Here is a 26,102-nt window from a genome sequence, read left to right as displayed (position 1 = left end):
CCTATAGGGTAGCCAGAACTACCTTGACCACCGAGGAACTACTACGAAGGAATGAGGGTTTTAAGGATCAAGGTTATCCGTACAGGTAACTTTTGTTGCTCAATCTGACCCTTTTAAAACATCCTCTAAGGGAGGCAGGGGGGATCGGCAGGTGACTAAAACTACAGCAAATCACTTTTCAAACGCCCTCTCAAAAATAGTGGTCGGATACCTGACAAAGCAGAAAACCTTAAAAAGCTTCAACGACGCCGTCGTGCGACTGAAATTCGAGTTGAGCGGCTCACTGAGCAACTCGCTCGTACCCGATTGCCCAAGGGCCGCGATTTAACTCAAGAGCAGTGGATGAATGCTCTCAATATGGCAGCCTGGGTTGCACCTCAAGATGAAGCCGAAGCAGCGATGTGGCAGGCTGACCTGCTGAGGAAATCCAGCCCGCTGCCCTTTCCGATTGCCTACGAAAGTAGTGAAGACCTGAAATGGTGGGTGAATTCCAAAGGTCGATTGTGTGTGACCTTCAATGGTTTATCCGAACTTGAGTTTGAGATTTACTGCGATAATCGCCAACTTCACTGGTTTAAGCGATTCCTAGATGACCAAACCATTAAGAAGCAGAGTGGCCACCAACATTCTGCTGGTAACTTTACTCTGCGATCAGGGCGCATTAGTTGGCAGCTGGGCGCTGGCAAAGGCCACCCGTGGGAACTAACCGAATGATGTTGTATTGCAGCGTTGACACTCGGCTATGGACAAAGGAAGGAAGCGAACAAGTTAGTCAGGAAAAAGCTACCAAAATTGCCCGAGTGGTCTCTAGCACTAGGGCCAGAGGCAACCTTACCGCTCAGCAAGAAGCCTTTATCCGTAAGCGTGAAAAGACTCTGACCTTACTCCAAAACTCTTTTCCACGGCCCAGTCGGCCCTTATATCAGGGGAACCCAACTATTCTTGTAGGTGTTAGCTTTGGACTAGATAAACCTGCCACTCTAGCGATTGTGGATGTCACCACGGGAAAAGCCATTGCCTACCGTAGCATCCGCCAACTGCTAGGCGATAACTACAAGCTGCTCAACCGGCAACGGCAGCGCAAACACCAAAAGGCTCGACAGCGGCGCAGCAAACAGCTACAGTTTGCCCCTAACAATATTTCTGAGGGTGGGTTAGGAAAATACATTGATTCGTTGATTGCCAAGGCCGTTGTTGAAATTGCTCAACAGTACAACGCCAGTAGTATCGCTGTAGGCAATTTATCCAATATTCGTGAGATTATTGAAAGCGAAATACAAGCTAGGGCAGAGCAACAAACTTCTCTTAAAGAGGTTCAAGCTAAATACGCACTGAACTACCGTTCCAGCGTTCATCGCTGGAATTATAACCGGCTTGCCCAAAAAATTGAGAGCCAAGCCCTACAGGCGGGGTTAATGGTAGAGCAGGTGAAGCAACCATTAATAGGAACTGCCCAAGACAAAGCGCGGGAAGTTGCTATTAAAGCTTTTCAAAGCCGCACAACAGGATAAGTAATTGACAGGGTTTTATCAATATTGATATACTGCTTTTAGCGCCGCAACTCATACCAGTGATGGTCAATGTGTTGTGTTAAATATGAGCTAGTTTGACTACTTGAAAAGTAGTCTTGCTTTCTGGCTCAGGTGACTGTCCACCCGAAGGTCGCTGGTGCGCTGGCGATTTGAGGGCACGGGTTCCGTAGTGATGGTTGCCGCTTACACCTCCGAGCAAGGAGGAATCCACCCCAACCCCAAATTTGGCAAACCTAAGCAGGAGCAATTTTCCTAAGAGGTTTGCCAAAAGTCTGAAACAGCTAGTATGTAAAGCTTGCAGATTGTTTGCTGTAGTTCAAGCAGTTCCAAAAACCGCTTGGATTTTCTTGCTAGGCTGACCTTTGCCAAATTGGCTTCTGAAAGGTCTGCTAGATAAGGGTTACAGCTCACAAGGGTTGCCTCTCTCTTCGAGGCACGGGAACGATTGAAAGCCAATCCAAAAATTAAGATAAATCGTTTGAAGCGTCGGAATGACCGAAAGGGTTATTCGCTGTGTGTATACGCTTGAAAGTCAGGTTGTTTGACTCTCTCAGCACTGTAAAGCTTGCAAGACTTAAAGAGTGAGAGGCAGTCACTCTTTGAGACTGAGCTGACACTTTGCAGAACAAAAGTACTGCCCAAAGAATTTTGCGTTATCCTTGAGAATGGGTGGATTGAAAGGCGCACTTCGTTCGGGATTATTCCTGTGGCGTGCATTCTAGCGTAAGCAAGGCTAGAGACGACAATTAAAGTGTTAACGATCATTTAGCAAGCCTTAGCGACACGAACGCGTGAAGGCGTCACCGATTTAGTTAGGACGACACTAAAGTGTTAGCGACGACAACTAAATCGTTACTCGACAGTTTTAGAAGAATCGGGATGGCGGGATTCGAACCCACGGCCCCTTCGTCCCGAACGAAGTTCAGAAAATCTTCTAATCCCTTCTGCCCCTCGATTATAGCGGTTCTCAATAAACCCTCCTACCAATTTCCTACCAGTGACCTACTGAACTCCCCTATCTTTTAGGTCTCCGAAGAAACCATATTGTTCTGAAATAAAGATGTGACAGGCATTACCCTTGGAATGTTAAAGCCTGTCAAAACTAACTGAGACAAATACTAGGCCGGTTGGCCGAGACCAAGGGCATCGACTAGGATGGAGCATTGATACTTGAGTTGGCGATCGCAGGCCGCTAGCAGGTACATAACAGTGTTGTCGCTTAAGGTCGCCAACTGGGGCGAGAAAGCCCCATAGCGCCGCAAAAACTCTAGATAGTAGGCTTGATGTTGGGCGTGAGAGAGGTCAGGGGCGACCTGAATGACAAAATCGTAGTCTTCTATGGTTTTATTCTTCCCGTTGCAGTTGCCTTCGGTCAGGTCTACCCGACAGTCTTCGTACACCAAAAAACAGTGAATTTGGGGAATAAAGTCTAGATCGTAGGGTTGTAGCAGCGCATTGACCCCCGTGACGATCTCATCGTTCAGACGGTAGAACCCCAGATTTTTGTGAACGGGCAGGCTATGTTCTTGAGCTAGGCGAGCGATCGCCCCGTGTTTGGTGGTGCAGCTGCCATAACCTTCCTCAAACAGAATTGAAGAATCTTCGTTATTGGAGTTGGCGGCGTAGGGCAAATTTTTCGTCCAGCGGCAAGCCTCGTGAAAGGTCTTTAGCCCTTGCTGTAAAAACTTTTCAGCGATCGGGCCGTGGGCTTGGAGCATTGCGTCAGGTAAGGTCTCGATGGGGTGCATGGTTTCGATTTAGAAGGTTAAAGGATAAGGCCGTGGGCCGGGCAGCAATAATTGGGCGGCGTTGGGTAAGCCTGGGATGATTGCCCCCTCATCCCAGGCTCACGGTATACAGCAACCCAGCCAGCACAGCACCCACGAAGGCGAAGCCAAGATAGGCCAGAAAAACAGGACGGCGAGCCAGCGCAAAAACAGCAATCATCGCCGGAATACTGGTGGCACCGCCTGCCAGCAGAAACGTCATACCTGCCCCTGGGGACAGGCCTTGCTGGATGAGTCCGCCCACTAGGGGCAGTGCCGCATAGCCGTTGAGGTAAGCTGGAATGCCGACCAAAGCAGCCCCCAGAATGGAGAGCAGACCGCCATCGCCTGCGATAGTTTGAATCCATCCGTCCGGCACATAAATTAGCATCAGGCTCTCGATCACAAAGGCCAGGGCCAGCCATTTGCCCAAAAACCAGGCATTTTTACTTGCCCCTTTCCAGAACGTTTGCCGCCGCTCTGGTTGTGTCCAAACCCGCCAGACAGGCGGTTTTGGATTGCGCACCCGACTGCCGCCACAGCCGCCATTATTGGCTCCGTCTCTCAGGGGATTGGCAAAGGCGGCGGACGACCACCCCGATCGCATCAGGGCTAGGGTGCCAAACCCTCCAAGTAAGCCAATAAAAATGGTGGCAGCGGTTTTTGCGATCGCAAATTTCAGACCCAGGGTAGCCACTGTCAGCACAAACATAGACGGATCCATCAGCGGCGACGACAGCCAAAACGCCATCACAGCCGCCACAGGCACCCCCATCGACAACAACGCCGCAATCAACGGAATCACGCCGCAGGAACAAAAAGGCGAGAGTGCCCCAAACAGGGTCGCCACAGGAATCATCACCGCAATGCGTCCCTGAAATGCTTTGGAAATTAGATTGTCAGCCCCACTAGCCTGAGCGTAGGCGGCAATACCGATAGACAACAGCAGAAAAGGGGCGACTTTCCATAGGCCAACAGCGGTAAAGGTTAGGCTATCAGACAATTGGCCTGGCACGAAAAAGGCCAGGAGCAGGAACAGCAGGGCGATCGCTAGGGCTACCCCATCCCATCGCCGCACACTGCGATTAAATCTTGTCAACACGTTAGTTGCCATCGAGAGTCAATCCTTTAGGGTTTAGATCTTCGGTATTTAGGCAAACATCGAAATAAAAGCCAAAATGTTTAGGGTTTAGTCACCGCCGTCTGGTGCAGGTGTTTTCGCTACATCGTCCATCTCAACGACATGATTGCGGGTGCAGCACTCCTCAAACAGAAAATCGATAAGCTCTTTGAGCGCCTCTGACCGTACGCTATACCAAATCCACTGCCGGTCTTTCTCAGGGGTGACGATGCCCACTTGCCGGAGCTTGTCCAGGTGGTGAGACAGGGTCGGGGCAGAAATGTTCAATTCCTGCTGAATCTCCCCCGCTGGCAGCCCCTTAGGATAAGCCGACAGCAGCAGTCGCACAATCCGCAGCCGCGACGGTTGCCCCAACGCGGCAAAAGCAGCAGCAATGTCTTCAATGGAGCGTTCAGGAGGCTTGCCTATTTCCATGATTTGACAATATTCAAAATACCAGGCTATGTCAAGCACCAGAACGCAATGTAGCTTTTTTACAAGGTTTCATCCAATCCGTGGAGCGCGTTACGGCCACCAGGTCGCGACCAGAAAAAAGTTTTAACCCAGTGCCGCTGCTTTCGCTGTGAACGACTTCGGCAATGGCTCGAATCTGAGCGATTAAGAACGGCTTAATACAATACTCGGGCGATCGCAAATCCATCGTAACCCTTACTCCCCACCGTCTGAATGGCCGTTGCCGACAGTCTAGGGTCTAGAGCTATCAACTCACAAAAATGCCGCACGCCTTGCACCTTAGGGTCAGCGCAAGCGGCATTTGCTACCTCACCCTCGCGCACAACATTATCGCCAATAATGACTGTCCCTGGGCGAGAAAGCTTTAGTGACTCATGCAAATAATCGGGATTGCTGGGCTTATCGGCATCAATAAAGATGACGTCAAAGGGTTCAACGCCTACTTTTACCAATTGCCTTAATGAATCAATGGCCTTACCGACCTTGATATCCACAATTTCTGCCAAGCCAGCTCTATCAATGTTGTCAGTGGCGATATCAGCGTACTGAGGGTTGACTTCTAGGGTCACAACACAGCCATTTGGTAAAACCGATCGCGCCAGCCAAATGGTGCTGTAGCCTCCCAGCGTTCCAATCTCTAAAATCCGTTTTGCTCCTTGGATTTGGGCTAAAAGCTGCAACAGTTTTCCCTGATTGGGGGCAACATGGTGGGGCGGCAGCCCAGCGGCTTGGCTCGCTTGCAGTGCATGGTCTAAAGCAGCATCTGACGGTAGAAAAGCCTGGGAAAAATACTTATCTACTGCCATCCAAAGCTCTTGATTCAATGGTTTTAGCCCCCTAAATCAAACGTCTACGAATGGCCGATGACACTTGCTCAACGGCAATAACGACCAAAAAGATCACCAAAATAATGGTCAGCGCCTGATCGTATCGGAGCAGCTGCATCGAGGTTGCCAGCTCAACACCAATACCCCCTGCGCCTACCAGTCCCAAGACGACGGCTGAACGCACTGAAGATTCCAATGAAAATAGGGTTGAAGCGACAAACGAAGCCGATGTTTCTGGCAGAATTGCCCCGATAATAACCCCCGCTTGCGATGCTCCTAAGGCTCTCAGCGCGTCTACAGTACCCGGCTCAATTTCCTCAATCCTTTCAGCAAAGAATCGACCGCAAAATCCCATCACATCCACAGCAATGGCCAAGATTCCCGGTCCCGGGCCGAGCCCTACAACCACAATAAAAATCAGACCCCAGATTAGGTCTGGAATAGCTCGCAAAAATCCAATAAAGAAACGGGTAACACGATAGACAAGCAAATAAGGGGTCGTATTTTTTGCCGCTAATAAAGCTAGAGGCAAGCTTAAAAAGGCTCCAAATACAGTACCCACTAGAGCCATCTCAAATGTTTCTAAGGTGGCTTTGAGAATATTGGGTAGACGAGTCAAGTCTGGTGGAAAAGCATCGTCCAGAAATTCATAAAGCCGAAAAACGCCTCTGATCATTCGTTCTGCCGTCAGCCCACTGATAGAAACGCCATGCAGAAAAATGCTGAGCATGACAACACCCAAGACAAATAGAAAGGGTGATGGGCGTTTCCAGCGAACAGGAGGCTGTAGGGAGTGAAGCTCAGTTTGCATAGGTCAAATTTGTGAGCAATAACTTTTTGTGATTTAATGAGCTGAATTTTGGCCTATCTGCGTGCTATCACCTCAGATTGCACCTTGGGCGCACTACGCTGATAGAGCCAATCGAGGGCATCTGAATTCACGTTAGTGACCGGTTGATCCAGCACGATCTGTCCAGACGATAGACCAATAATCCGGTCGGCATAGGTCATCGCCAGATCCAGCTGATGTAGGTTGCAGATCATAGTCAACCCCTGCTCTCGGACAATTGTGTAGAGTAAATCCATCACTTCTCGTCCCGCTTTGGGGTCCAAACTTGCGACGGGTTCATCTACTAAGACAATGTCCGGGTTTTGCATTAACATGCGGGCGATCGCAACTCGCTGCTGTTGCCCACCCGATAATGTGTCTACCCGCTGAGTCGCCAGGTCAGCTAAGTGAACCTGGGCTAGACAGTCCATCGCTCTTTGTCGCTCTACTGCCGGTGCAGTAGCGGGAAACCAGTACCAGGGGCCACGACTACGGCCCAGGGCACCCTGCAAAACATTGTGGAAAGCGCTGAGGTTTTTAACTAAGTTAAAGTGCTGAAAAACCATGCCAACACGCCGCCGCACTGTCCTGAGGCGAGCATTCGGCAAAGCCGTAACTTCCCAGTTTCCCAGAAATACCTGGCCAGAGGTTGGTTTCTCCAGGCCAACCAGACATCGCAATAAGGTGGATTTTCCCGATCCATTGGCACCAAGAATTACAACGCTCTCCCCAGGTTTAGCCTTAAAGCTAATCTGATTCAGGGCTAGGGTGTGGTTAGAATAAACTTTTGTGAGCTGATTGACCTGAAGGGAAAGCATGCTGCGGTTGACCTATTTTATTCGCCGACAAACTCTGTAAATTCATTAACGCCAATCGCCCTGTAGGCCTCGCGAACAGAATCGTAGTCGCCGTCTTCAACGGCTACCAACTCTGAACCAACAAACTTTTCGTTCGCATCAACGGATGTAATTGCAGCAATTAAGGCTGCTTCATTAGCCAACATTTTCTCCGTCATTTCTTCTACCAGTGAGGGGGCGATATTTTTGCTGGCGATTAACACGTCACTAGGTAACGTCTCGCCCCGGAAGAGAATGGGATAATCTGACTCCTGCGCCCCTTCTGCTTCCAGAAAGCGCTCATAGTCGATATAAGAACCACCCCAGGCCTTAACGTCTGCGTTCTTCAACGCCTGTAGTTCAGCATCGCCAAGCATCAATACCTCTAAATCGTTTTGAGGATTGAGACCCTGATCAACCAAAATTTTGGCAGGCCCTAAGTGACCGCTGGTAGACCCAATATCAGACATAGACAGCTGTAGCCCCTTTAGCTGCTCCGCAGTAGTGATGCCGCTATCGGCCCGAACGGCAATCACTGAGAAGTAATTGGGACGGGTAATTGCCAAAAAGGGTACAGCTTGAGTTTTAGCGTTGATCACCACATATTCTGCTGGACCGGTAAAGACAATGTCGACCTGATCTGATTGCAGCGCAACTGCCGCTGCGGCCCGGTCGGCCACCGGAAAGAATTCAATCTTGCGCCCTAGGGTAGCTTCTAGTTCCTTTTGAAAGGCTCCATAGTCTCGCTGCAGCTCTTCTAAACCCTGAACATCTGTCACGGCTAACCGCAATGTTTCTGGTTGATTACCGCTGCCAGGCTGAGAGCTGTTTTGAGATTGAGTGGTTGATGCCGTACAGCCTACCAAAAACAGTAGTGAATAGCCTAAAAAACCGCGTCGTTTCATTCGTTTCTCCTCACATTTCTAGATTTTTCTGGTTGACTCGATCAAGAATTAATTTTGCTATTGCAGTAGTTGATTTAGTTAAGACACTTTGGCAGGCGGAATTCCCTGCTAGGGGCATTGCAGTGTGTGACACAGTGCAATGCCCCTACGTCGAATCTGTCCTAATCCCATAGACGTTTGGGAGGAACCCGTAACGCTAGAGTTTTTCCTTAAGCAATAGGATGAGAAAAGCTTGAAATAAATCAAACTAGGTGCTGTCTTAACTTGGCTGAAAGCGTATCAATCAGGGCAACGGTTACGATCAAAATGATCATAATGGCGCAAACGTCTTGATATTTAAAGGCGCGAAAGCTTTGGTAAAGGGAAACCCCAATTCCGCCAGCACCAACAATTCCCAATACTGCTGCTGAACGCACATTTGATTCAAAGCGGTACAGCGTGAACGAAGTCCACAGTGGCACAACTTGAGGAATCACGCCAAAGACAATTTCTTGTATTTTGCTTGCCCCTGTGGCACGGATACCTTCTACAGGACCAACTTCGATGGATTCGATCGCTTCTGAAAACAGCTTTGCCAAAATACCGGCGGTATGCACAAATAGCGCTAATACCCCGGCAAAGGGGCCTAAGCCCACTGCAACCACGAAGATGAGCGCAAAAACAACCTCATTAATCGCTCGCATCGTATCTAGCAACCGTCGCACAGGGAAGACAACCCAGGCCGGACAAATGTTGCTTGAGGCCAGAATTGACAGGGGAACCGCCAGAATGGCAGACAGCAGCGTGCCCCAAATGCCCATAGCCACGGTTTCGAGGGTATCTTGCAGGTAAGACCGCCAGTTGGAAAAGTTAGGCGGAAAATATCTGGTAACGTATTCTGCCATCGTGCCGCTGCCCTGGAATAGTTCCACAAAGCTCAGGTCACTCAGGTGGCCTGCGTAAATTAAGACAGCGATCGCCAAGGCTAAATAGCCAATGCGAACTGGGGTAATGCGGGGGCGCTCCTGAGCCAGAAGATCGCGAGCCGCAGGAGAGGCAACGAGTTGATCAGGATGAATAGAAGCCGGAGATTCAGTCATAGGGTAAATAGGTCAAGGTGCGATCGCAGCTTACAAATTTCAGGCGCTCGTCCACTTCGACAGCTAGGGTGGGCTAGGCCCACCCTAGCTAGGTCGCCTAGAGAGCTTCGAGCTGCTTGTTCAGTTCATCGAGCTGAGACTGCTTCGCTTCAGGGCTCAGGTTGGCATCGTTCTGCACTTCCATCATTTTTTGGCCCAGGTCCAGCTCGCGGATCGTATCCCAATCGGCATCACCAGCCGGGTCAAAGCCTTGCCAGCCCAGGGGCTCTAGCACAGCCGCATCTTTGTAGTTGAGGAAAAAGTCTTTAACCTCTTCCTTTAGGCAATCGGGCAAGTCATTCCGATAGGCTACCGGATCGCTGGGGATAACGGGAGATGTCCAGATAATCTGAATATTCTCAAAGGCTGCTGGATCACCTTGCTCAAGTTTCAGCATGTTTTCGCTGTTGTTGGTAGCGACATCAACCTGATTATTGGCGATCGCCTGGGCCGTAGCTTCATGGCTGCCCGCAAACACCAGCTCATCAAAGGCCTCATTTGGGTTAATGCCATTTTTGGCAAACACATAAAAGCTAGGCACCACAAAGCCCGAGGTCGAGTTGGGGTCGTTAAAGGCAAAGGTTAGATCATCCGCGTTGTTGATCACGTACTGATCGCCGTCGCCGGCCTCAACATCAATGTTTTCAAGGATGGGATTATCTTTGTTCGTAATTAAGTGGGAGTAGTAGCCCTTGGTGCCGTCTACGTTAACGGTTTGGGCAAATGCTTCAGCATCAGAACGAGCCGCCGCTTCAATGTAAGACTTACCGCCATACCAGGCGAGCTGAATCTTACCTGCGCCCATGGCCTCAATGACGCCAGCGTAGTCGGTGGCGTAGAAACCATTGATAGGGCGACCAACCTCGGCTTCCATAGCATCCAAGAAAGGCTCCCACTGGACTTTAAGGTTCTCTTGAGACTCAGTGGAGATGATGCCAAAATCAATTTCGGCTAACTCTGGCGCACAGGCTGCACCGGCGGCATCGGTAGCCTCACCGGGGGCATCAGCATTGTCTTGCCCGGCTGTGCTGCAGCTTGTAATTAGGGCAGTACCGGCTAAGACCAGAAAAAAGCGGGCAGACCACTGGGTTAACGCAGATGTCATGGTGGCAAATCCTTATGGCTACAGGTTAAAACTGTGGAAATGAGTTAGCTATGGGCTTGAGAAATTCAGCTCTCGCGTGGGGGATACCCAGGCGGAAACCTTGACGGACTCTTGTTAAAACGCTGAAAAGACTTCGGCATGGCCGCTCAAAACCAGCTCCTCGGCGGCGGCACCGTAAATCGCATTGAGCTGTGGGTCATCTAGGCTCTGGATATGACCGTCAAACCGAACGGTGCCATCCCGGAGCGCGATCGCACGTTTGTAGTAGCAGCGCACCACCTGCACCTGATGCAACGAGGTGATGATGGTAATGCCCTGCTCTTTGTTCAAATGGGTCAATAGCTCCATCACCTTCCGGGCCGACTCCGGGTCAAGGGAAGCGATGGGTTCGTCGGCCAAAATAATTTTGGCTCCCTGCATCAGACAGCGGGCGATCGCCACTCGCTGCTGTTGTCCACCCGACAGACTTGAAGCCCGCTTATAGGCCTGATTTAGGATGCCGACTCGCTCTAGAGCACTGAGCGCGCGCAATTTTTCCTGCTTGCTAAAGCCCCGAACGAGCGATCGCATCATCGAAACCTGCGACAGGTTGCCCACCAGAACGTTTTCCAAAACCGTCAGACGATTGACCAGATTGAACTGCTGGAAAATAAACCCAATCTGGCTCCGCAGCTGACGCGCCTTAGAATGCAGCTTACCGTCGACTTGCAGCGGACTACCAAAGATTTCTATGGTGCCCTGTTCGGCTAGCTGCAGGGCATTCAGGTTACGCAGTAGGGTAGACTTCCCGGAACCAGAGGCTCCTACCAGCGCCACCATTTCCCCCATATCAACCTGCAAACTCACCGCCTGGAGCGCAGGTAGCCCCCTGAAAGACTTGGATAACTGCTGAACCTTAACAGCGGGGGCGGCAAAGGAAGCCTCCAACGCACTCTCCGTAGCTGATCGCATGGCTATTACTGGCCCAATTGAACATCAATGGCCCGAAAATTATGGATGTTGACCGCCAAACAATTTATGTAGATGTCTAGACAAGGCGATCCATAGCGAACCACAGATATCTTCCAGCAGACAGTTTAAGATTCTCCTCACGACAAATTAAGTTTGCGTAGAAGTCTGTTTAAGCTTTCTTCCTGTCGGTGAAGATTACCCTCCAAAGCGGTGTGACGGTGAAACGGCAGCAGATATAAGCTAAAGCTCATTCTCCAACACCAGCTCCATGCGATCGCCCCGAAATCGGGTGACGCCGTACTCAATGACCACACCCGTTTGATCGACATTGATCGACTCAGATAGCAAAATCGGTCCATTAGCGGGCATTTTCAGCAGTCGTGCATCGTTAGCCTGGGCTAGACGGGCCGAGAGGCGCGTGCTGCGGCGAATGTGGTCACAGCCATATTCCTTCTGCAGCATCTTCGAAATAGAGCGATAGGTTTTGCAGTGGTCAACTAATCCTGGAAAATGCTGGCCTGGAAAGTAGCTGCTGGAAATACTGATGGGTATATCGTCAATGGAGCTCAGGCGCTCAAATAGTATGACTGTCGCTCCGACGTCAATCTCCAACCGTTTTGACAGCTTGGCATCGGCATTGAGCTCGACAATGCGGAGCACTTGCCACACGGGTTGTAGCGATTGGGCCTTGAGGGATTCATTGAATCGCACCCGCTTGCCAATCGGCACGGCGATCGGATCAGCCATCACAAACGTGCCTCGGCCCCGCTCGACGCCAACGATGCCCTCTTGCCGCAAAACCTCTATCGCCCGGCGCAGGGTGTGGCGGTTTACCCCAAATCGCTCGCTGAGCTCGGTTTCGGTGGGTAAGCGATCGCCGACTTTAAATACAGATTCTTGAATATTGCCACGTAGCTGACTGGCAATTTGCAAGTATAGAGGCAGAGCTTCTTGATGCATATTTGAGGGAGAGAAGCAGTAAGTATAGATTCTCACAGCGACAGGGGACCACAGACCTGGTTCGGGGCGTTAGCCCACCAGTAGACCTAGCACGGTACTTTAACTCAAACAAATAGGGATTGCGTTCTATTTCATCATGCCCCATAATTCATCTAGACATCTATACAAGCTTAAGTTGCCGTTAATCTCTGGTTAAGTGATGGTGGACACAGCCCAAGCACAGTCACGATCGAAGTGGATGTCGGCCCTGGCTAAGGCACCTCTTTCGCTATTGGAGGAGCGTGTTACAAAGTTGGGGGCACTGCCCGAGTATCGCTTTCTGCGATCGCCCGAAATTGGCTTAGCCATGGTGCGTGGCCGCGCGGAAGGGGCGGGTCAGCCTTTCAACTTGGGAGAAATCACCCTGACCCGCTGCGTTGTTCAGCTAGAGCAAGCTGGGGACGACTCTATCTCGGGTTTTGGCTATGTGGCGGGGCGATCGCAGCGCCATGCTGAACTTGCCGCTGTCTGCGATGCCCTGCTGCAACACCCAGACTGGCAATCTAAGGTTCAAACCCAGGTAATCGAGCCGCTGCGAGCCGCTGCCCGCCAACAGCGAGTGGCTGAAGCGGCTGAGGTCGAATCTACCCGCGTCAATTTCTTTACCCTGCTGCGAGGAGAAGCTTAAAGCAGAGCAGCACCCGTCGCTACAAAATCTAAATTTCACGCCCCCATAGTCCTTGCTCTATGCTCACGACCCAACTCCCTGGATTCAAAGATCCTGTCCATGACGCTCAGCAAACCTTTCGAGCGCTGCTAGATGCCTTGGCGCGACCGGGCATCCAGCAAACCAACACATCCCTGACCCCACCGGAGGGGCTAAACCCTGGCTGCGCGGCGGCTTGCCTGACGCTGCTCGACTTGGAGACAACGGTGTGGCTACAGCCGGATGTTGCAGAATCCGCACGCTCTTGGCTGGTGTTTCACACCGGGTGCCGATTCACGGCTCAGCCCCAAACGGCTGATTTTGCCGTAATTAATAATGTTGAAACCATGCCCAACCTGGAGGACTTTAACTGGGGCACAGCAGCCTATCCAGAGGCCTCAACCTCTCTGCTAATTCAGCTGCCAGCCCTGGAAGGAACGGGGTCTGTCACCTTACAAGGCCCAGGCATTTTAGAGTCCATCACTCTGCAAATGCCTCTGGGCAGCGACTTTTGGCAGCAGTGGCAGGCGATGACCGCTCACTATCCCCTTGGGCTTGACGCCTGGTGTTTTGCCGATCGCCAGGTTTTGGGCCTACCGCGCACGGCCCGGGTCGCGGGCAGACAGGAGGGGGGTAGTGAATCTGCCGACTAATCCCAAGCGGCAGAAAGCTCGTGCCTTCCATGAATCATTGCGCTTTTAAAAGCATGGCTACAGTTTTTTAGTCGAGTTGTAGATCGAGAAATCGGTTAATTTGCGGAGAATGTTATGCCCTATGTTGCCGTCAAAGGTGGAGAACAGGCGATTCAAAACGCCGAAGCCTTGCTTAAGGCCAAACGGCGCGGCGAATCGGCTGTGCCAGAGTTATCGCTAGAGCAAATCAAGCAGCAGATGCAGCTTGCCGTTGATCGGGTCATGGCTGAGGGCAGCCTGTACGATCCAGATTTGGCGGCTCTGGCCATCAAGCAATCGTGGGGGGATTTAGTTGAGGCCGCCTTCTTGCTCCGCGCCTACCGCACCACCCTACCCCGGCTCTACTACAGCGAACCTGTCGAGACCGATCGCATGCACATTCAGCGGCGCATTTCGGCAGTTTTCAAAGATGCTCCCGGTGGCCAAAAGCTCGGCCCTACCTTTGATTACATCCACCGGCTGCTCGACTTCAAGCTGGCCGCCGAAAATAACCAGTTTTTGGCTCCAACTACCGGACTAGGGGATGCGATCGCCGAGACATCCACCTCCACACCTCGCGTCCTCAACACCCTAGCCCAGGAAGGGTTAATCGGCGCAACACGGTCAGACAATCCCCCCGATCCTGAAGCCGATCCTCCCTCCCCCCACCTCCCCACCCCCCCACCTCCCCACCTTCCCTCACCCCCCTTCGACATCACCCGCGAATCGCTCACAACCCCCACCAGTCGCGATGCTCGTTTGCAAAACCTGGCCCGCGCTGACGAAGGCTTTCTGCTGTCGATGGCTTACTCGACCCAGCGGGGCTATGGCAAAAATCATCCCTTTGCAGGGGAGATTCGGGTGGGGGAGGTGGAGGTCGTGATCTGCCCAGAAGAACTGGGCTTTGAGGTTGCGATCGCCGACATCACCGTCACCGAAGTTCAAATGGTGAACCAGTTCAAAGGCAGCAAGCAGATTCCGCCCCAGTTTACCCAGGGGTATGGCCTCACCTTTGGCTATAACGAGCGTAAGGCTATGGCCATGGCACTGGTAGACCGAGCCTTACAAGCTAAGGATCTGGGCGAGGCGATCGACGGACCGGCTCAGAATGAAGACTTTGTCCTATTTCATTCCGATAACGTCGAGGCCCAGGGATTTGTTCAGCACCTCAAACTGCCCCACTACATTGATTTTCAGGCTGAGCTAAACCTGATTCGCCAGCTGCGGCGCAATTATGACCAGGCCCAAGCAGAACAAAACGGCGTTGAGCCAACGTCACCGCAAGATCTAGATTCCCCGGCATCCAGCCTAGGCTATCCCCCATCTGCCAGCAACGGAACCTCGACCGAGGTTCCCAAAGTTGATCCTACTTCCCCTGATTCTCGCTCCCCATCGGAGGTGCCAGCATGAATCTTCTTTTTGTCACTTCCTCAATAACTACCAACCATTGACCCATGACTCTTTCGCCCCATTCTCCCAGCTCCCCGGCCCCCCCAGAACCGGGCTTTAACTTTGCCTACCTAGACGAACAGACCAAGCGATCGATCCGCCGTGCCACCCTCAAGGCGGTGGCGATTCCGGGGCATCAGATTCCCTTTAGCTCCCGTGAAATGCCGATGTCCTACGGTTGGGGAACCGGGGGAATTCAGGTCACGGCCTCGGTGATTGGTCAGACAGACACCCTGAAGGTGATTGACCAGGGCGCTGACGATACCACCAACGCCGTCAATATTCGCCGGTTTTTTCGTAAGGTCTGCGGCATCAACACCACCGAACGCACCGAGGAGGCGACGCTGATTCAAACCCGCCACCGGATTCCTGAAACGCCGCTGCGGGAGGGGCAAATCATGGTTTACCAGGTGCCCATGCCGGAGCCGCTGTACTTTATCGAGCCCTCTCGCACCGAAGCCAACAAAATGCACGCGCTGGAAGAATATGGCCCGATGTATGTGCGGCTGTACGAAGACATCACCCGCTATGGCCACATCGCTATGGCCTACGACTATCCGGTGATGGTGCACGATCGCTACTTGATGAAACCCAGCCCGATTCCCCGGTTTGACAACCCTAAACTGCACATGAACCCTGCCCTACAGCTATTTGGGGCGGGGCGAGAAAAGCGAATCTATGCCCTGCCACCCTATACCAAGGTGAAAAGCCTTGATTTTGAGGATCATCCCTTCACTGTTGAAACCTGGGAGCAACCCTGCGAATTCTGCGGCGCGACAGACACCTATCTCGATGAGGTGGTCACCGATGACCAGGGCAGCCGCCTGTGGATTTGCTCTGATACAGACTACTGCAACCAGCGACAGGGGGAGCAGGCAAATGCCACACATCAGTAAGGATTAGATATCTAAAGCGAAGGAAACGAAGACTATGCATCCTCAAAAAATAAAGAATCTGGCACATCAGATAATCCTGATATCTAGTCAGCTGAACAATGCTCCATCATTAAGTAGCTCTATACAAAATAGCCAAAATCAAGATTATAAAAAACTAGTATTAGAGGTTGAGAAAGCATGGAGCGAAAAATTTTCGGGGCAATACATAAGACAGATAATAGGAGATCTTCTCAGGATCGCCCTTGCTGGCGATTCTGAGAAGCTAGAAGAAGAAATAGCTAAACAGAATTCACATTTTGAAAAATACGAAACTCTTCAGGAAGTATATATTCCTTTGCACGGTATTGAAATATATTCCTCAGATGTTCTTGAATTGGGAAGAGTAAAACTATTTCAAGTCACTCAGGAAAGATTCGATGAACTCTCTAGCTCTATGAAGAATATTATTAAGACTATGGCCTATTCTGACACCGAAAAGAGACACATAGCAGAAGAGAATAGAAATGAACTTGAGGAAAAACTAGGTGCTGGGACAATATGTGCAAAATTCTGTGTGGTTGCGGAGCCAAGGAAGGCTAAGGAGTTAGCTATTATCGAAGTCACGAATGTACTGAAAATTTTGAGATATTCTATTACAGCTTTCGATTATTCTGGCTCAATGAGAATAGAACTGGGTTTGGCAGATCAAAAATCTTCTAGCGGAAGATCAGCATTCGCAATATCAGAGCAGGGCTTTTGGGACAACCGAGAAAGGCTGACACAGAGCTTCCGAATCCACCTTAATGACACAGAGAAGCAAAAGTTTCATGAAATAGGACTTTTCGATCTGTCAACCATTATGTCTAAAACGGAAAACAAGAAGACAGAGTTTGAGAAAACTCTTTTGAGATTTTTACACTGGATTTCAGATTCTCATGAGCAATTTGAAAAAGAAAATCAATTGCTCTCATTGTTTATTGGCTTAGAGTCTCTCTTTGGCTCAGGAAAGAATGCCGTAGGATTTGGAGTTGCCATGATTTTGGGTAAAGGCCTTCAACAGAGGCTGGATCTCAAAAATGAAATATCAAGACTTTACACGAAATTCAGGAATCCAACGGTTCATGGAAGTGAAAGTAGAGTAGATGAGGTTTCCGAATCCAATATAATTTACTTGCGAGAAATTACGATGAAATTGATGATCCACATGCTTTATTTGGCAAAAGAAAAGAAAATTAGTTCGAGAAGTGAATTGCAAAAGCTTGTAGAAGAAATGCAGCTTTCATAAGTCAAGTTTTTTATTGGTTATTATGAAACCCCTACTAACAGTTGCTGACTTAAGTAAATTATACGGTGGCATTAATGCTTGCGATCGCATCTCTTTCGATCTCTACCCCGGCCAAGTCCTTGGCATTATTGGCGAATCTGGATCGGGAAAAAGTACGTTACTAAATGCCATTGCCGGTCACATTCCTGTGGATGCGGGGGAGATGGTGTATTGCGATCGCAGCGGTCAGCCCATTGATCTGCGCACTCTGTCAGAGGTTCACCACCGCAAGCTGATGAAAACCGAATGGGGTTTTGTGCAGCAAAACCCCCGCGATGGGCTGCGCATGACCGTTACTGCCGGAGCCAATATCGGTGAGCGCTTGCTCGATGTGGGCAATCGCCACTACGGCAATATTCGCTCCGAAGCCAGCCAGTGGCTGAGCCAGGTAGAAATTCCCCACAGCCGCATGGATGACCTGCCCAGCACCTTTTCTGGCGGCATGCAGCAGCGGCTACAGCTCGCCCGCATTCTAGTGACCCAGCCCAGGCTAGTGCTTATGGATGAGCCCACGGGCGGGTTAGATGTTTCGGTGCAGGCCAAACTCCTAGACTTGATGCGATCCTTAGTCCGTACGCTCCATCTCAGCGTCATTTTGGTGACCCACGATATTGGTGTCGTCAGGCTTTTAGCCCATCGACTGATGGTGATGCAAAACGGTCAGGTGGTCGAAACCGGGCTGACCGACCAGGTGCTCGACGACCCCCACCATCCCTACACGCAGCAGTTGGTGAGTGCCACCCTCATGCCCTAGGGGAAATGCCGCGCGTTCTACTGTTATTGACACCCTTAAACCATGACCCAATCGCTGCTATCGAATCATTTGCACTTGTCGGTTGCGCCGCCCACCGGGGCTATGCTCCGGGCCGAAGGGCTTTACAAGCGCTTCGTTTTGCACCATCAAGGGGGAGTTTCTATTCCGGTTTTAGAGGGGGTTTCCCTCACGGTGCAGGCGGGTGAATGTGTGGCGTTGCAAGGGCCATCGGGCTCTGGCAAATCGACGTTTATGCGATCGCTCTACGCCAACTACCGCATTGACGAGGGCTCAATCTGGGTCAAACATCAAGGCGACTGGGTCGATTTGCCCCAGCTTCCCCCCCACCAGCTGCTAGCCGTGCGGCAGCACACCATCGGTTACGTCAGCCAGTTTCTCCGGGTGATTCCCCGCGTCCCGGCGCTGGACGTAGCCGCTGAATCCCTGCTAGATCTGGGTATGGATCCCGACATGGCCTACGACAAAATTCGCGGACTGTTCACTCAGCTCAACCTGTCGGAGCGGCTGTGGCAGCTGTCTCCCACTACGTTTTCTGGGGGCGAAAAGCAGCGTGTGAATATTGCTCGCGCCTTTGCCGTCAACTACCCCATTTTGCTGTTAGATGAGCCGACCTCTGCCCTCGATGCCGCCAATCGCGAGGTCGTGATGCAGCTGATTGAAGCCCGCAAAGCCCACGGCTGTGCCATGGTCGGCATTTTTCACGATGACGAAGTTAGAGAGCGAGTTTGCGATCGCGTCCTCCAGTTCTAAAGACCTTAGGACTCCGATAACGCCTAGTTAATCTTGATCCGATATGAGTATAGATGTCTAGATGTATCTGATGTCATTCTGCCCCTATTGCGTATCCCATGACCGAAACTATTTTCACCAACTACCGCTTACAACTACCTGGCGAAGAGGTGCTCGGTACGCTAGTTGTGCGGGATGGCATGATTGCCGAGGTGCAGCCCGGCGTTGTTTCCCAAGGGCACAACGGCGACGGCGATTACTTGCTGCCTGGCTTGGTCGAGCTGCACACCGATAACTTTGAGCAGCGGCTGTCGCCCCGGCCCAAGGTGCGCTGGCCGATGGATGTGGCGGCGGTCTACCACGATCGCGACTTGGCGGCGGCGGGCATTACCACGGTCTGCGATGCGATCGCCGTTGGAGACATCACCCCGACCTCCATGCGCATGACCCAGTTTGACCCGATGATCAACACAATTCATCAGGGCCAAATTGAGGGGCGCTTTGCGGTCGATCATCACCTTCACCTGCGCTGTGAACTGGGCTACGAGCACGCCCATGATGTAGCGGCGACCTATGCCGATCATCCTCTGCTGTCGCTCATTTCGCTGATGGATCACACCCCCGGTCAGCGGCAGTTTTCCCAGGTAGAGAAGTACAAAGAGTATTACCAGGGCAAACACGGCGTCGGGGCTGATGAAATGGAATGCTTCATTCAAGCCCGCATCGAAGCCCAGCAGCGCCATGCCGATGAGAACCGCCGCAAGCTTGTAGAACTTACCCAGAAGCATCAGATTTGCCTCGCCAGTCACGACGACGCCACCCCTGAGCATGTGCAGGAGGCGGTCCAGGACGGAGCCGAAATTGCCGAGTTCCCCACCACCCTCGATGCCGCTAAAGAAGCTCACAGCCACGGCCTCCAGGTGTTAATGGGCGCACCAAATTTGATCTTGGGCCAGTCTCATTCTGGCAATGTTTCCGCCATGGAGCTGATCGAGCGAGACCTAGTCGATATTATCTCGTCTGACTATGTGCCCCAAAGTTTGCTACAGGCCATGTTTTTGATTACTCAGCAGCAGCCTTTATACAAAGCCATGCAGCTATTTACCTTAAATCCCGCCAAAGCCATTGGCCTGGATGGCGATCGCGGCAGCCTCGAAGTCGGCAAACGCGCTGACTTTGTTACCGTCCACCACGACGGCGTTGTCCCCCGCTTCACCGCTGTCCACCGTCAGGGCCAGCGCATCGCCTAGAAACGAATTTCTGATTACTCTTCCCCCATTCTTTCTTTCATGAAACATCCCTCATTTACACCCAAACTGGCTCTACAAGGCGCAACTGTGTTGACGCCAACCGGATGGTTAGACTCAGCAACGGTGCTGATTGAAGACGGAAAATTTGTGGCCGTCGATCAAACGGCCAAGCCCAGCGGCTATGTGGCGATCGATGTCACCGGTCTGCACCTCTTGCCCGGCATTGTTGATATTCACGGGGATGCGTTTGAACGCATGATTTGCCCTCGGCCGGGCGTAAACCTGCCGTTGGATATGGCCCTGGTGGAAAACGATCTGGCTTTGCTGGGTGCCGGGATTACTACATTTTTCTACTCGATTACCGACTCTTTTGAGCCGGGGCTACGCAGCCGGGATATGGCGCGTCAGCTCATCAACCAAATTTCGGCATCTGACAATGGGCTGCGAGTCGATAGTCGCATTCACATTCGCCACGAACAAGCCAATACCGCTGATTATGATGAACTGTGCAACTGGCTAGACACTCGTAAAGTCACGTTGATTTCTCTCAATAACCACCTCCCGCCTACTACCGATGACGAAACGGTACAGCGATATACGAAGGGGCTGCGTCAACGGCTGAAGCTGTCTGAAGCCGAGATTTTGGCTCTGGTGCAGTCGGCCTATCCCCGCCAGGAGGAGGGTCTGGCTCAGTTTGAAGATTTGGTGCAGCGCTGTCATCACCTGGGTATTCCAGTGGCCTCCCACGATGATGAGACGGCAGCCGATGTGGCTAAAAGCCGAGAGCGGGGGGTGGCGATCGCAGAATTTCCCGCCTCCATCCCGCTAGCAGAAGCATCCCGCGCCTACGGGGCCGCCGTCTTAATGGGAGCCCCTAACCTGGTGCGGGGCGGTTCCCATGTTGGCTATATGAGTGTTGCCGCAGCGGCCCAATCCCAGGTTCTAGACTGCCTCTGTTCTGACTATCACTACCCCTCGCTATTCCACGCCCCCTTTCTACTGGCCGAACAAGGGCTAATGCCCTTTGAGCAGGCCTGGAAGTGCGTTGCCGAATACCCGGCTAAAGCGGCCAAAATTGGCGATCGCAAAGGCAAAATCGCCCCTGGCTACGATGCCGATTTTCTTCTGCTGACTCCGAATGATCCGTTACCCAGCGCCATTCGGGCGGTCTACATCAACGGCCTGCCGGTCAAACAATCCCTCTAATTTTTCTGCCCTATGTCACCCTCTCTCACCACTCTGCTGGATCTCTATCGCCAACGGGGTCAGGCCCAATACGGTGGTGAAGCGGTTAGCCAGCTCCACCACGCCCTCCAGTGTGCCACCCTGGCTGAGCAGGCCGATCAACCGCCTGAGATGATCGCCGCCTGCCTATTCCACGACCTGGGCCACCTGGTTCATCACCTGGGCGACGACCCCGCTCGGCGCGGCATTGACGATCGCCATGAACACCGAGCCATCCCGGTTTTAGCACTGCTGTTTCCCGCTGCGGTCACCCGGCCAATTCAGCTCCATGTCGAGGCCAAACGCTATCTCTGCGCCGTGGATGAGACTTACTGGGATTCTCTATCGGCGACTTCCAAACGCAGCCTAGAGCTTCAGGGCGGTGTGTTTTCACCGGCTGCCGCCACCGCCTTTATCCAGCAACCCCATGCAAACCAGGCCGTACAACTGCGCCGCTGGGATGATCTGGCCAAAGTGCCTAACCAAGACACCCCAGATTTAGAGCATTTCTTACCCAGCCTCCAGAAAGCCTGTCAGTCTGCTGCTGCGCCATGACCCTGATTGCTCAAATTAGCGATCTGCATGTGCAGTCGGCGGGTGCCTTGGCCTACGGCGTTGTGGATACCAATTCATTGGTGCGGGCTGCGATCGCCCATCTAAACCGTCTGAACCCCCAACCTGATTTAGTGGTTGCTACAGGTGATTTAGTGCAGCAAGGCACCCTGGCAGACTATCAACAGCTGAGAGAGATGCTATCAAACCTGCGCGCTCCGATTTATCTGATGCCTGGGAACCATGACCAGGGGACAAACCTACGCCAGGTATTTGCCGATCATCACTACCTGGCTAGCTTTAGGGATCATCTGAGCTATGTCGTAGACGACTACCCGATCCGCCTGATCATGCTAGACAACACGCTGCCGGGGGAAAAGTCGGGCCGACTCGACCATCAGCGGCTAGCGTGGCTAGAGGCCCAACTGGTGAGAGCACCTGAGGCCCCTACTCTGATCTTTATGCATCACCCCCCGTTTATGACCGGCATTCCCTGGATGGATCGACGTCGGGTGGGTGGCAGCGATGCGTTAGCCGACTTGATTGCCCAGCACAGTCAAGTCGAACGGATTAGCTGTGGCCACCTGCATCGGGTGATGTATCTTCGTTGGGCGGGCACGATCGCTAGCACACAGCCTAGCCTGGCCCATCAAAGCTTCCTCGATCTACAGCCCCATACAGCCAGCCAGTTTGTGATGGAGCCCCCTGCCTATCAACTCCATATCTGGGGAAATGGTAGTTTGGTTTCCCATACGGTTTTTGTCGGTGACTTTGATGGCCCCTATCGGTTTTCCGATGGGCAAAAAAGCACCTGAGCCGACTCATCCAACCAAAACCATTTCTGGTTCCCCCTTAGAAGCCATGACTGAGTGCATCCCAAGTTTGCAAATTCATCATTCTGACAGCCATCCAGTCCGTCATTCCCGTGCAGACGAGAATCCACCGCGAATAAGCAGACCTACTGATTTATAGAACTAGCCGCCAGGGCTTGCACCATTTCCAGTGGTACCTGCTCAGCCCGAATCAATGACAGGTTTGCCTTCAGGCTGGTGACCTCCCCAGCACGGATCGCGAAGAACTCGCCGACCTGTTGGTTAGCCAGCTTGCTGGTGACGTCTGTCTTGGCTTCGCTGAGCATAGGCTTCAGCTTGTTGAGGGCGGTGTTTTCCTTCACCTTGCCGACAAACCAGGACGAGATTTGATCTCGACACCGGTAGTCCAGATCTCCAGGGCTCTGGGTAGCGAGCAAGATGCCTAGCCCGGCGGAGCGGGCTCGTTTCAGCAGACTTTCCATCGGCTCTTTAGTCGAAGGTTTACCCTGGGCAGGCAGGTACAGATCGGCCTCATCAAACAACACCACCGCCTGGAGTTGGCCCGAGGGATGCCTCTGGGCATAGCGGTTGAGGTTGAGCAAAAACTGAGATACCCAAAACAGAATGCTGGCGTTATCTCCTAGGCTGCTCAGATTGATCACCGATAGCCGGGTCTTCTGGGGGTAAGACGAGGCCAACAGCTGCTCGGTGGACAGTTGTTCGCATTGAGGATTGAAGAGGTGCCCGGCCATCAGGCTGAGGGTCTGGAGGTCTTCCGCCAGCTTTTTGCAGTGCTTCGGGTCTAACACCCCGATCGCATTCACCAGCAATGGATCTTGCTCGGCGATGAATGAAATCAGCCGGTCGATGCTCAGGGGGTTATCGGTCTGAAGGGTGCTGAGCACGGCGATCGCCTGCCCCAGAACCGCCATCCGGATTTTATCCAGCCCCGCCGACTTGTAACCCATGATGCCGCCCAGGGCGGCGGCGCAGTAGTTAGCCATTTGCTGCCGCTCAGCGCTGGGCAATTGCCCTAGGCCCGGCGGGGTGATGGCAATGCTCAGCGGTCGCCCGGCGTTGCCCAGAGTGCCGGGGGTGTAGACCGCGACATCGATGTGGTCGCGCAGCAGTTGCCGGTAGGCCATCAGCCGAGGATTGTCGGTGGGCTGTTCCCAAGCCTCGGGGTTGGCGTAGCTGCACAAATCGCCCTTGCGATCAAGCAAAATGGCGGGCACGTCCCGCAGCAGCAATTGTTCGATCAAGGTCAGGGCCAGGGTGGTTTTGCCGCTGCCCGAGCCCCCCAGAAACGCGGCGTGACGCACCAGCGCTTCCCGAGGTAGATCGACCGGAGTCGGCACTGTGGTGCGAGTTTGGCCCAGGGGAACGGCTGACGCTGGCTCGGGTAAGGTTGGTTCCACCTCTAGGCCGGGAATAGGTTTTGACTCATCTTCAGGAGCATTATCCCCAGGCTTTGTGGTTTGCGGCTGAGGCGTTGGTTGGGTTGGCTGAGGCTGGCCACTGGACCCGAAACCGGCGGCAAGCTTCAGGTTGGCCAAATCCAAGATGCGCTGGAGCGAGGGCAATTGCGACAGGGGTTTCTCGGCCTGGAGCCAGGCGGGGTACTCAGGGCGATCACCGTACTGCTGCTCGAAGCTTTGAATCGCCAGCATCGTGCGCCAGTCAGAGTCGGCCACCTGGGCGCGACGGCCTCCTTGACTAAGAAAGGTACCAATCTGCTGGGCAATCTGGGTTCGAGGATTGTTGGGAAACTCTGTGGTGCGTAGGGCAACGGGGATGCGATCACCAGCGTTTTGCTGAAGCTCTCGGATTTGCCTAGCCAATGCACCTCCCCTTGCGTGTTTTTGACACAGACTCAGCAGTAACGATTCCTGGGTGGCATTCGGCTCCAGGTGTAGGTCTGTGGTCAGATAGTCTTCATTGATCTGGGTAGTGAAGTGGCAACCATTGCCCAGTTCTTGCCCGCAGCGCTGGATGCTATTGCCCATGAGGTGAAGCAGCTCGCGATCGTCGTCGGGAGGCTCAAAGCTCCCCGCTAGGTGGTCGTTCCAATGCTGGCTCAGCTCATAGTCTTCCGGAGGTTTCGACCCATTATCAGAACTCGAAGCAGTGTCATCTATGTCGGGTAATTGTCCTGTAGTAATGCTTTTTTCTCGCTGACGGCGACACCATTCCAAGACATCGCGAGTTGTCTGACCCGCTAGCGTCTCAGCGATAGAGTCAGGGAAAGGATATAACGCTTCGTCACTGTTGACCGATATTTCTGCCAATTCGTAAAGATTTTGCAGTCGCCGCGAGAGAATTTGCCTGACTTCATCTCCTGAACGCCGGGCACTAAGGCTTACGGGGGTTGGATCTAGCTCTAGGCGATCAAGATGGGGTCTTGGCAGGTGTTGTTTCAACAGATCGTAAAAGCTCTCTAGGCAGGAGAGCACGACGATGACGTTGGGAATCTCAGCTAGCGTAACGATAGTCTGAACAGCTCGCCGGAAACGCTGCCCAGCTTCATCCATACCGTGAATATCTTCGAGTTGGTCTAAGCAAACGACGAAGGCTCCGCCGGTAACCGCTTGAATCAGCAAGGCAAAAGACCGCAGCATCCGCAGTGGGTCATCGTCGTGATCGCGGGCGGCCATCCCACCTAAAACTCTGCTGTCATAGGGAGTTAGGGGTTCGCACCGCAGCAATTTAAGAACTTTAGCGCTGATAGCAGGCTGGCCGGGTTGCAGGTATAGCAGCGCCCGAATAACGTCGATATCAACCCCATTAAACTGTGGCAAGGCAATCACACGATCTGCGATTGGGTAGATTAAATCGATTAGCTCTTCCTGGGATAAATCGTCTTCTTTCAGTAGAGCAAGTTCATTAGGCGTAACGACGCCTGAGCTTTCGGCTAAGGCATTAGAAAACTCAATCAGTCCAGTTTTTGGCCCAAAGGGTTCGTAGTAGGGCTTATCGAAAGAATCGATGGTGTTTCTCAGCACATACCGAGCATAGTTTGACACCGCAGAGGTCATCTGCATGTAGCTAAAGAAGCCCTTCTGTTGTTCGTGGGTTTGATTGCGAAAAAACCGCATCAAATGAGTTTTACCCGCCCCCGACTCTCCCAGCAGCAATAGGATGCGGCCTGAGTCGCTAGCGGCAGAACTATCGGCACGATTCAGCAACCGTTCGTAGGCTAAGCGAGCTTCTAGATGAATAGTATCAACGTCGTAGAGGTCTGGCTGCCAGATTTGGTGTTGGTGGGTGACGGCATGAAAAATATCAAGCCCTTGGTGAGAACAAAAGGCGTCAAATCTTGGGTCAGTAGTCATA

General features: G+C 52.4%; 23 protein-coding genes and 1 pseudogene. 12 read left to right on the top strand and 12 right to left on the bottom strand.

All coding sequences use genetic code 11. The features are described from left to right. Nucleotides 1-207: 207 nt before the first annotated feature. Nucleotides 208-1,511 (top strand): annotated as a pseudogene (gene cas12k / locus VB780_RS31565) (type V CRISPR-associated protein Cas12k). A gap of 1,139 nt (nucleotides 1,512-2,650) precedes the next feature. On the opposite strand, the gene VB780_RS30050 reads toward cas12k, so the two are convergent. The 11 genes from VB780_RS30050 to phnF all read right to left on the bottom strand — a co-directional run bounded on the left by VB780_RS30050 (nucleotide 2,651) and on the right by phnF (nucleotide 12,423). Then, nucleotides 2,651-3,280 carry a hypothetical protein gene (locus VB780_RS30050; RefSeq protein ID WP_323354872.1) on the bottom strand — a complete coding sequence of 210 codons (630 nt, stop codon included), beginning with the start codon at nucleotides 3,278-3,280 and terminating at the stop codon, nucleotides 2,651-2,653. Nucleotides 3,281-3,368: 88 nt separating this feature from the next. Beyond that, nucleotides 3,369-4,412 carry a permease gene (locus VB780_RS30045; protein WP_323354871.1) on the bottom strand — a complete coding sequence of 348 codons (1,044 nt, stop codon included), beginning with the start codon at nucleotides 4,410-4,412 and terminating at the stop codon, nucleotides 3,369-3,371. Nucleotides 4,413-4,487: 75 nt separating this feature from the next. Further along, nucleotides 4,488-4,853, bottom strand: a complete 366-nt coding sequence (locus VB780_RS30040) for a metalloregulator ArsR/SmtB family transcription factor (RefSeq protein WP_323354870.1) — start codon at nucleotides 4,851-4,853, stop codon at nucleotides 4,488-4,490. Between the two features lie 194 nt (nucleotides 4,854-5,047). After that, the gene (locus tag VB780_RS30035; RefSeq protein ID WP_323354869.1) at nucleotides 5,048-5,716 is read right to left on the bottom strand and encodes an O-methyltransferase; all 669 of its coding nucleotides are present in this window, start codon (nucleotides 5,714-5,716) and stop codon (nucleotides 5,048-5,050) included. Between the two features lie 13 nt (nucleotides 5,717-5,729). Then, nucleotides 5,730-6,530, bottom strand: a complete 801-nt coding sequence (gene phnE / locus VB780_RS30030; protein ID WP_323354868.1) for a phosphonate ABC transporter, permease protein PhnE — start codon at nucleotides 6,528-6,530, stop codon at nucleotides 5,730-5,732. Between the two features lie 53 nt (nucleotides 6,531-6,583). After that, nucleotides 6,584-7,366 (bottom strand): phosphonate ABC transporter ATP-binding protein, encoded by a 783-nt coding sequence (gene phnC / locus VB780_RS30025; protein WP_323354867.1) that lies wholly within the window; start codon nucleotides 7,364-7,366, stop codon nucleotides 6,584-6,586. Between the two features lie 17 nt (nucleotides 7,367-7,383). Then, on the bottom strand, nucleotides 7,384-8,289 hold the full coding sequence (phnD, locus tag VB780_RS30020; protein ID WP_323354866.1) for a phosphate/phosphite/phosphonate ABC transporter substrate-binding protein: 906 nt from the start codon (nucleotides 8,287-8,289) through the stop codon (nucleotides 7,384-7,386). A 242-nt stretch (nucleotides 8,290-8,531) separates the two neighbouring features. Beyond that, the gene (gene phnE / locus VB780_RS30015) at nucleotides 8,532-9,368 is read right to left on the bottom strand and encodes a phosphonate ABC transporter, permease protein PhnE (RefSeq protein ID WP_323354865.1); all 837 of its coding nucleotides are present in this window, start codon (nucleotides 9,366-9,368) and stop codon (nucleotides 8,532-8,534) included. Between the two features lie 97 nt (nucleotides 9,369-9,465). Next, nucleotides 9,466-10,512, bottom strand: a complete 1,047-nt coding sequence (gene phnD / locus VB780_RS30010; protein ID WP_323354864.1) for a phosphonate ABC transporter substrate-binding protein — start codon at nucleotides 10,510-10,512, stop codon at nucleotides 9,466-9,468. A gap of 114 nt (nucleotides 10,513-10,626) precedes the next feature. Then, complete coding sequence (gene phnC / locus VB780_RS30005; protein WP_323354863.1) at nucleotides 10,627-11,463, bottom strand: phosphonate ABC transporter ATP-binding protein; 837 nt, start codon at nucleotides 11,461-11,463, stop codon at nucleotides 10,627-10,629. Nucleotides 11,464-11,703: 240 nt separating this feature from the next. Beyond that, a complete protein-coding gene (phnF, locus tag VB780_RS30000) occupies nucleotides 11,704-12,423 on the bottom strand; it encodes a phosphonate metabolism transcriptional regulator PhnF (RefSeq protein WP_323354862.1) in 720 nt (239 codons plus the stop codon). A 199-nt stretch (nucleotides 12,424-12,622) separates the two neighbouring features. Between phnF and phnG the strand changes: the two genes are divergently transcribed. The 11 genes from phnG to VB780_RS29945 all read left to right on the top strand — a co-directional run bounded on the left by phnG (nucleotide 12,623) and on the right by VB780_RS29945 (nucleotide 22,772). After that, a complete protein-coding gene (gene phnG / locus VB780_RS29995; protein ID WP_323354861.1) occupies nucleotides 12,623-13,090 on the top strand; it encodes a phosphonate C-P lyase system protein PhnG in 468 nt (155 codons plus the stop codon). Between the two features lie 59 nt (nucleotides 13,091-13,149). Then, the gene (phnH, locus tag VB780_RS29990) at nucleotides 13,150-13,761 is read left to right on the top strand and encodes a phosphonate C-P lyase system protein PhnH (protein ID WP_323354860.1); all 612 of its coding nucleotides are present in this window, start codon (nucleotides 13,150-13,152) and stop codon (nucleotides 13,759-13,761) included. 114 nt (nucleotides 13,762-13,875) lie between these two features. Beyond that, on the top strand, nucleotides 13,876-15,189 hold the full coding sequence (locus VB780_RS29985; protein ID WP_323354859.1) for a carbon-phosphorus lyase complex subunit PhnI: 1,314 nt from the start codon (nucleotides 13,876-13,878) through the stop codon (nucleotides 15,187-15,189). A 44-nt stretch (nucleotides 15,190-15,233) separates the two neighbouring features. Next, nucleotides 15,234-16,124, top strand: coding sequence for an alpha-D-ribose 1-methylphosphonate 5-phosphate C-P-lyase PhnJ (locus tag VB780_RS29980; RefSeq protein ID WP_323354858.1), 891 nt, complete (start codon nucleotides 15,234-15,236; stop codon nucleotides 16,122-16,124). A gap of 34 nt (nucleotides 16,125-16,158) precedes the next feature. Beyond that, nucleotides 16,159-17,388 (top strand): hypothetical protein, encoded by a 1,230-nt coding sequence (locus VB780_RS29975; protein ID WP_323354857.1) that lies wholly within the window; start codon nucleotides 16,159-16,161, stop codon nucleotides 17,386-17,388. A gap of 22 nt (nucleotides 17,389-17,410) precedes the next feature. Beyond that, nucleotides 17,411-18,181 (top strand): phosphonate C-P lyase system protein PhnK, encoded by a 771-nt coding sequence (gene phnK / locus VB780_RS29970; RefSeq protein WP_323354856.1) that lies wholly within the window; start codon nucleotides 17,411-17,413, stop codon nucleotides 18,179-18,181. A 42-nt stretch (nucleotides 18,182-18,223) separates the two neighbouring features. After that, nucleotides 18,224-18,952: a phosphonate C-P lyase system protein PhnL gene (gene phnL / locus VB780_RS29965; protein ID WP_323354855.1), complete on the top strand. Its 729-nt coding sequence runs from the start codon at nucleotides 18,224-18,226 to the stop codon at nucleotides 18,950-18,952. A 98-nt stretch (nucleotides 18,953-19,050) separates the two neighbouring features. Next, nucleotides 19,051-20,181 carry an alpha-D-ribose 1-methylphosphonate 5-triphosphate diphosphatase gene (locus VB780_RS29960; RefSeq protein ID WP_323354854.1) on the top strand — a complete coding sequence of 377 codons (1,131 nt, stop codon included), beginning with the start codon at nucleotides 19,051-19,053 and terminating at the stop codon, nucleotides 20,179-20,181. A 39-nt stretch (nucleotides 20,182-20,220) separates the two neighbouring features. Continuing rightward, nucleotides 20,221-21,387, top strand: a complete 1,167-nt coding sequence (locus VB780_RS29955) for an alpha-D-ribose 1-methylphosphonate 5-triphosphate diphosphatase (protein ID WP_323354853.1) — start codon at nucleotides 20,221-20,223, stop codon at nucleotides 21,385-21,387. 12 nt (nucleotides 21,388-21,399) lie between these two features. Further along, nucleotides 21,400-21,960 carry a phosphonate degradation HD-domain oxygenase gene (locus VB780_RS29950; RefSeq protein WP_323354852.1) on the top strand — a complete coding sequence of 187 codons (561 nt, stop codon included), beginning with the start codon at nucleotides 21,400-21,402 and terminating at the stop codon, nucleotides 21,958-21,960. Beyond that, on the top strand, nucleotides 21,957-22,772 hold the full coding sequence (locus VB780_RS29945; protein WP_323354851.1) for a phosphodiesterase: 816 nt from the start codon (nucleotides 21,957-21,959) through the stop codon (nucleotides 22,770-22,772). Before VB780_RS29950 ends, VB780_RS29945 begins: the two co-directional genes overlap by 4 nt. A 143-nt stretch (nucleotides 22,773-22,915) precedes the next feature. On the opposite strand, the gene VB780_RS29940 is transcribed toward VB780_RS29945, so the two are convergent. Next, entirely contained in the window at nucleotides 22,916-26,101 is a 3,186-nt protein-coding gene (locus tag VB780_RS29940) for a helicase HerA domain-containing protein (protein ID WP_323354850.1), read from the bottom strand. Nucleotide 26,102 lies beyond the last annotated feature (1 nt).

The sequence above is a fragment of the Leptolyngbya sp. CCNP1308 genome, from assembly GCF_034932455.1.
Taxonomy (GTDB): domain Bacteria; phylum Cyanobacteriota; class Cyanobacteriia; order Phormidesmidales; family Phormidesmidaceae; genus Nodosilinea.
This window is presented reverse-complemented; position numbering and strand designations above follow the sequence as displayed.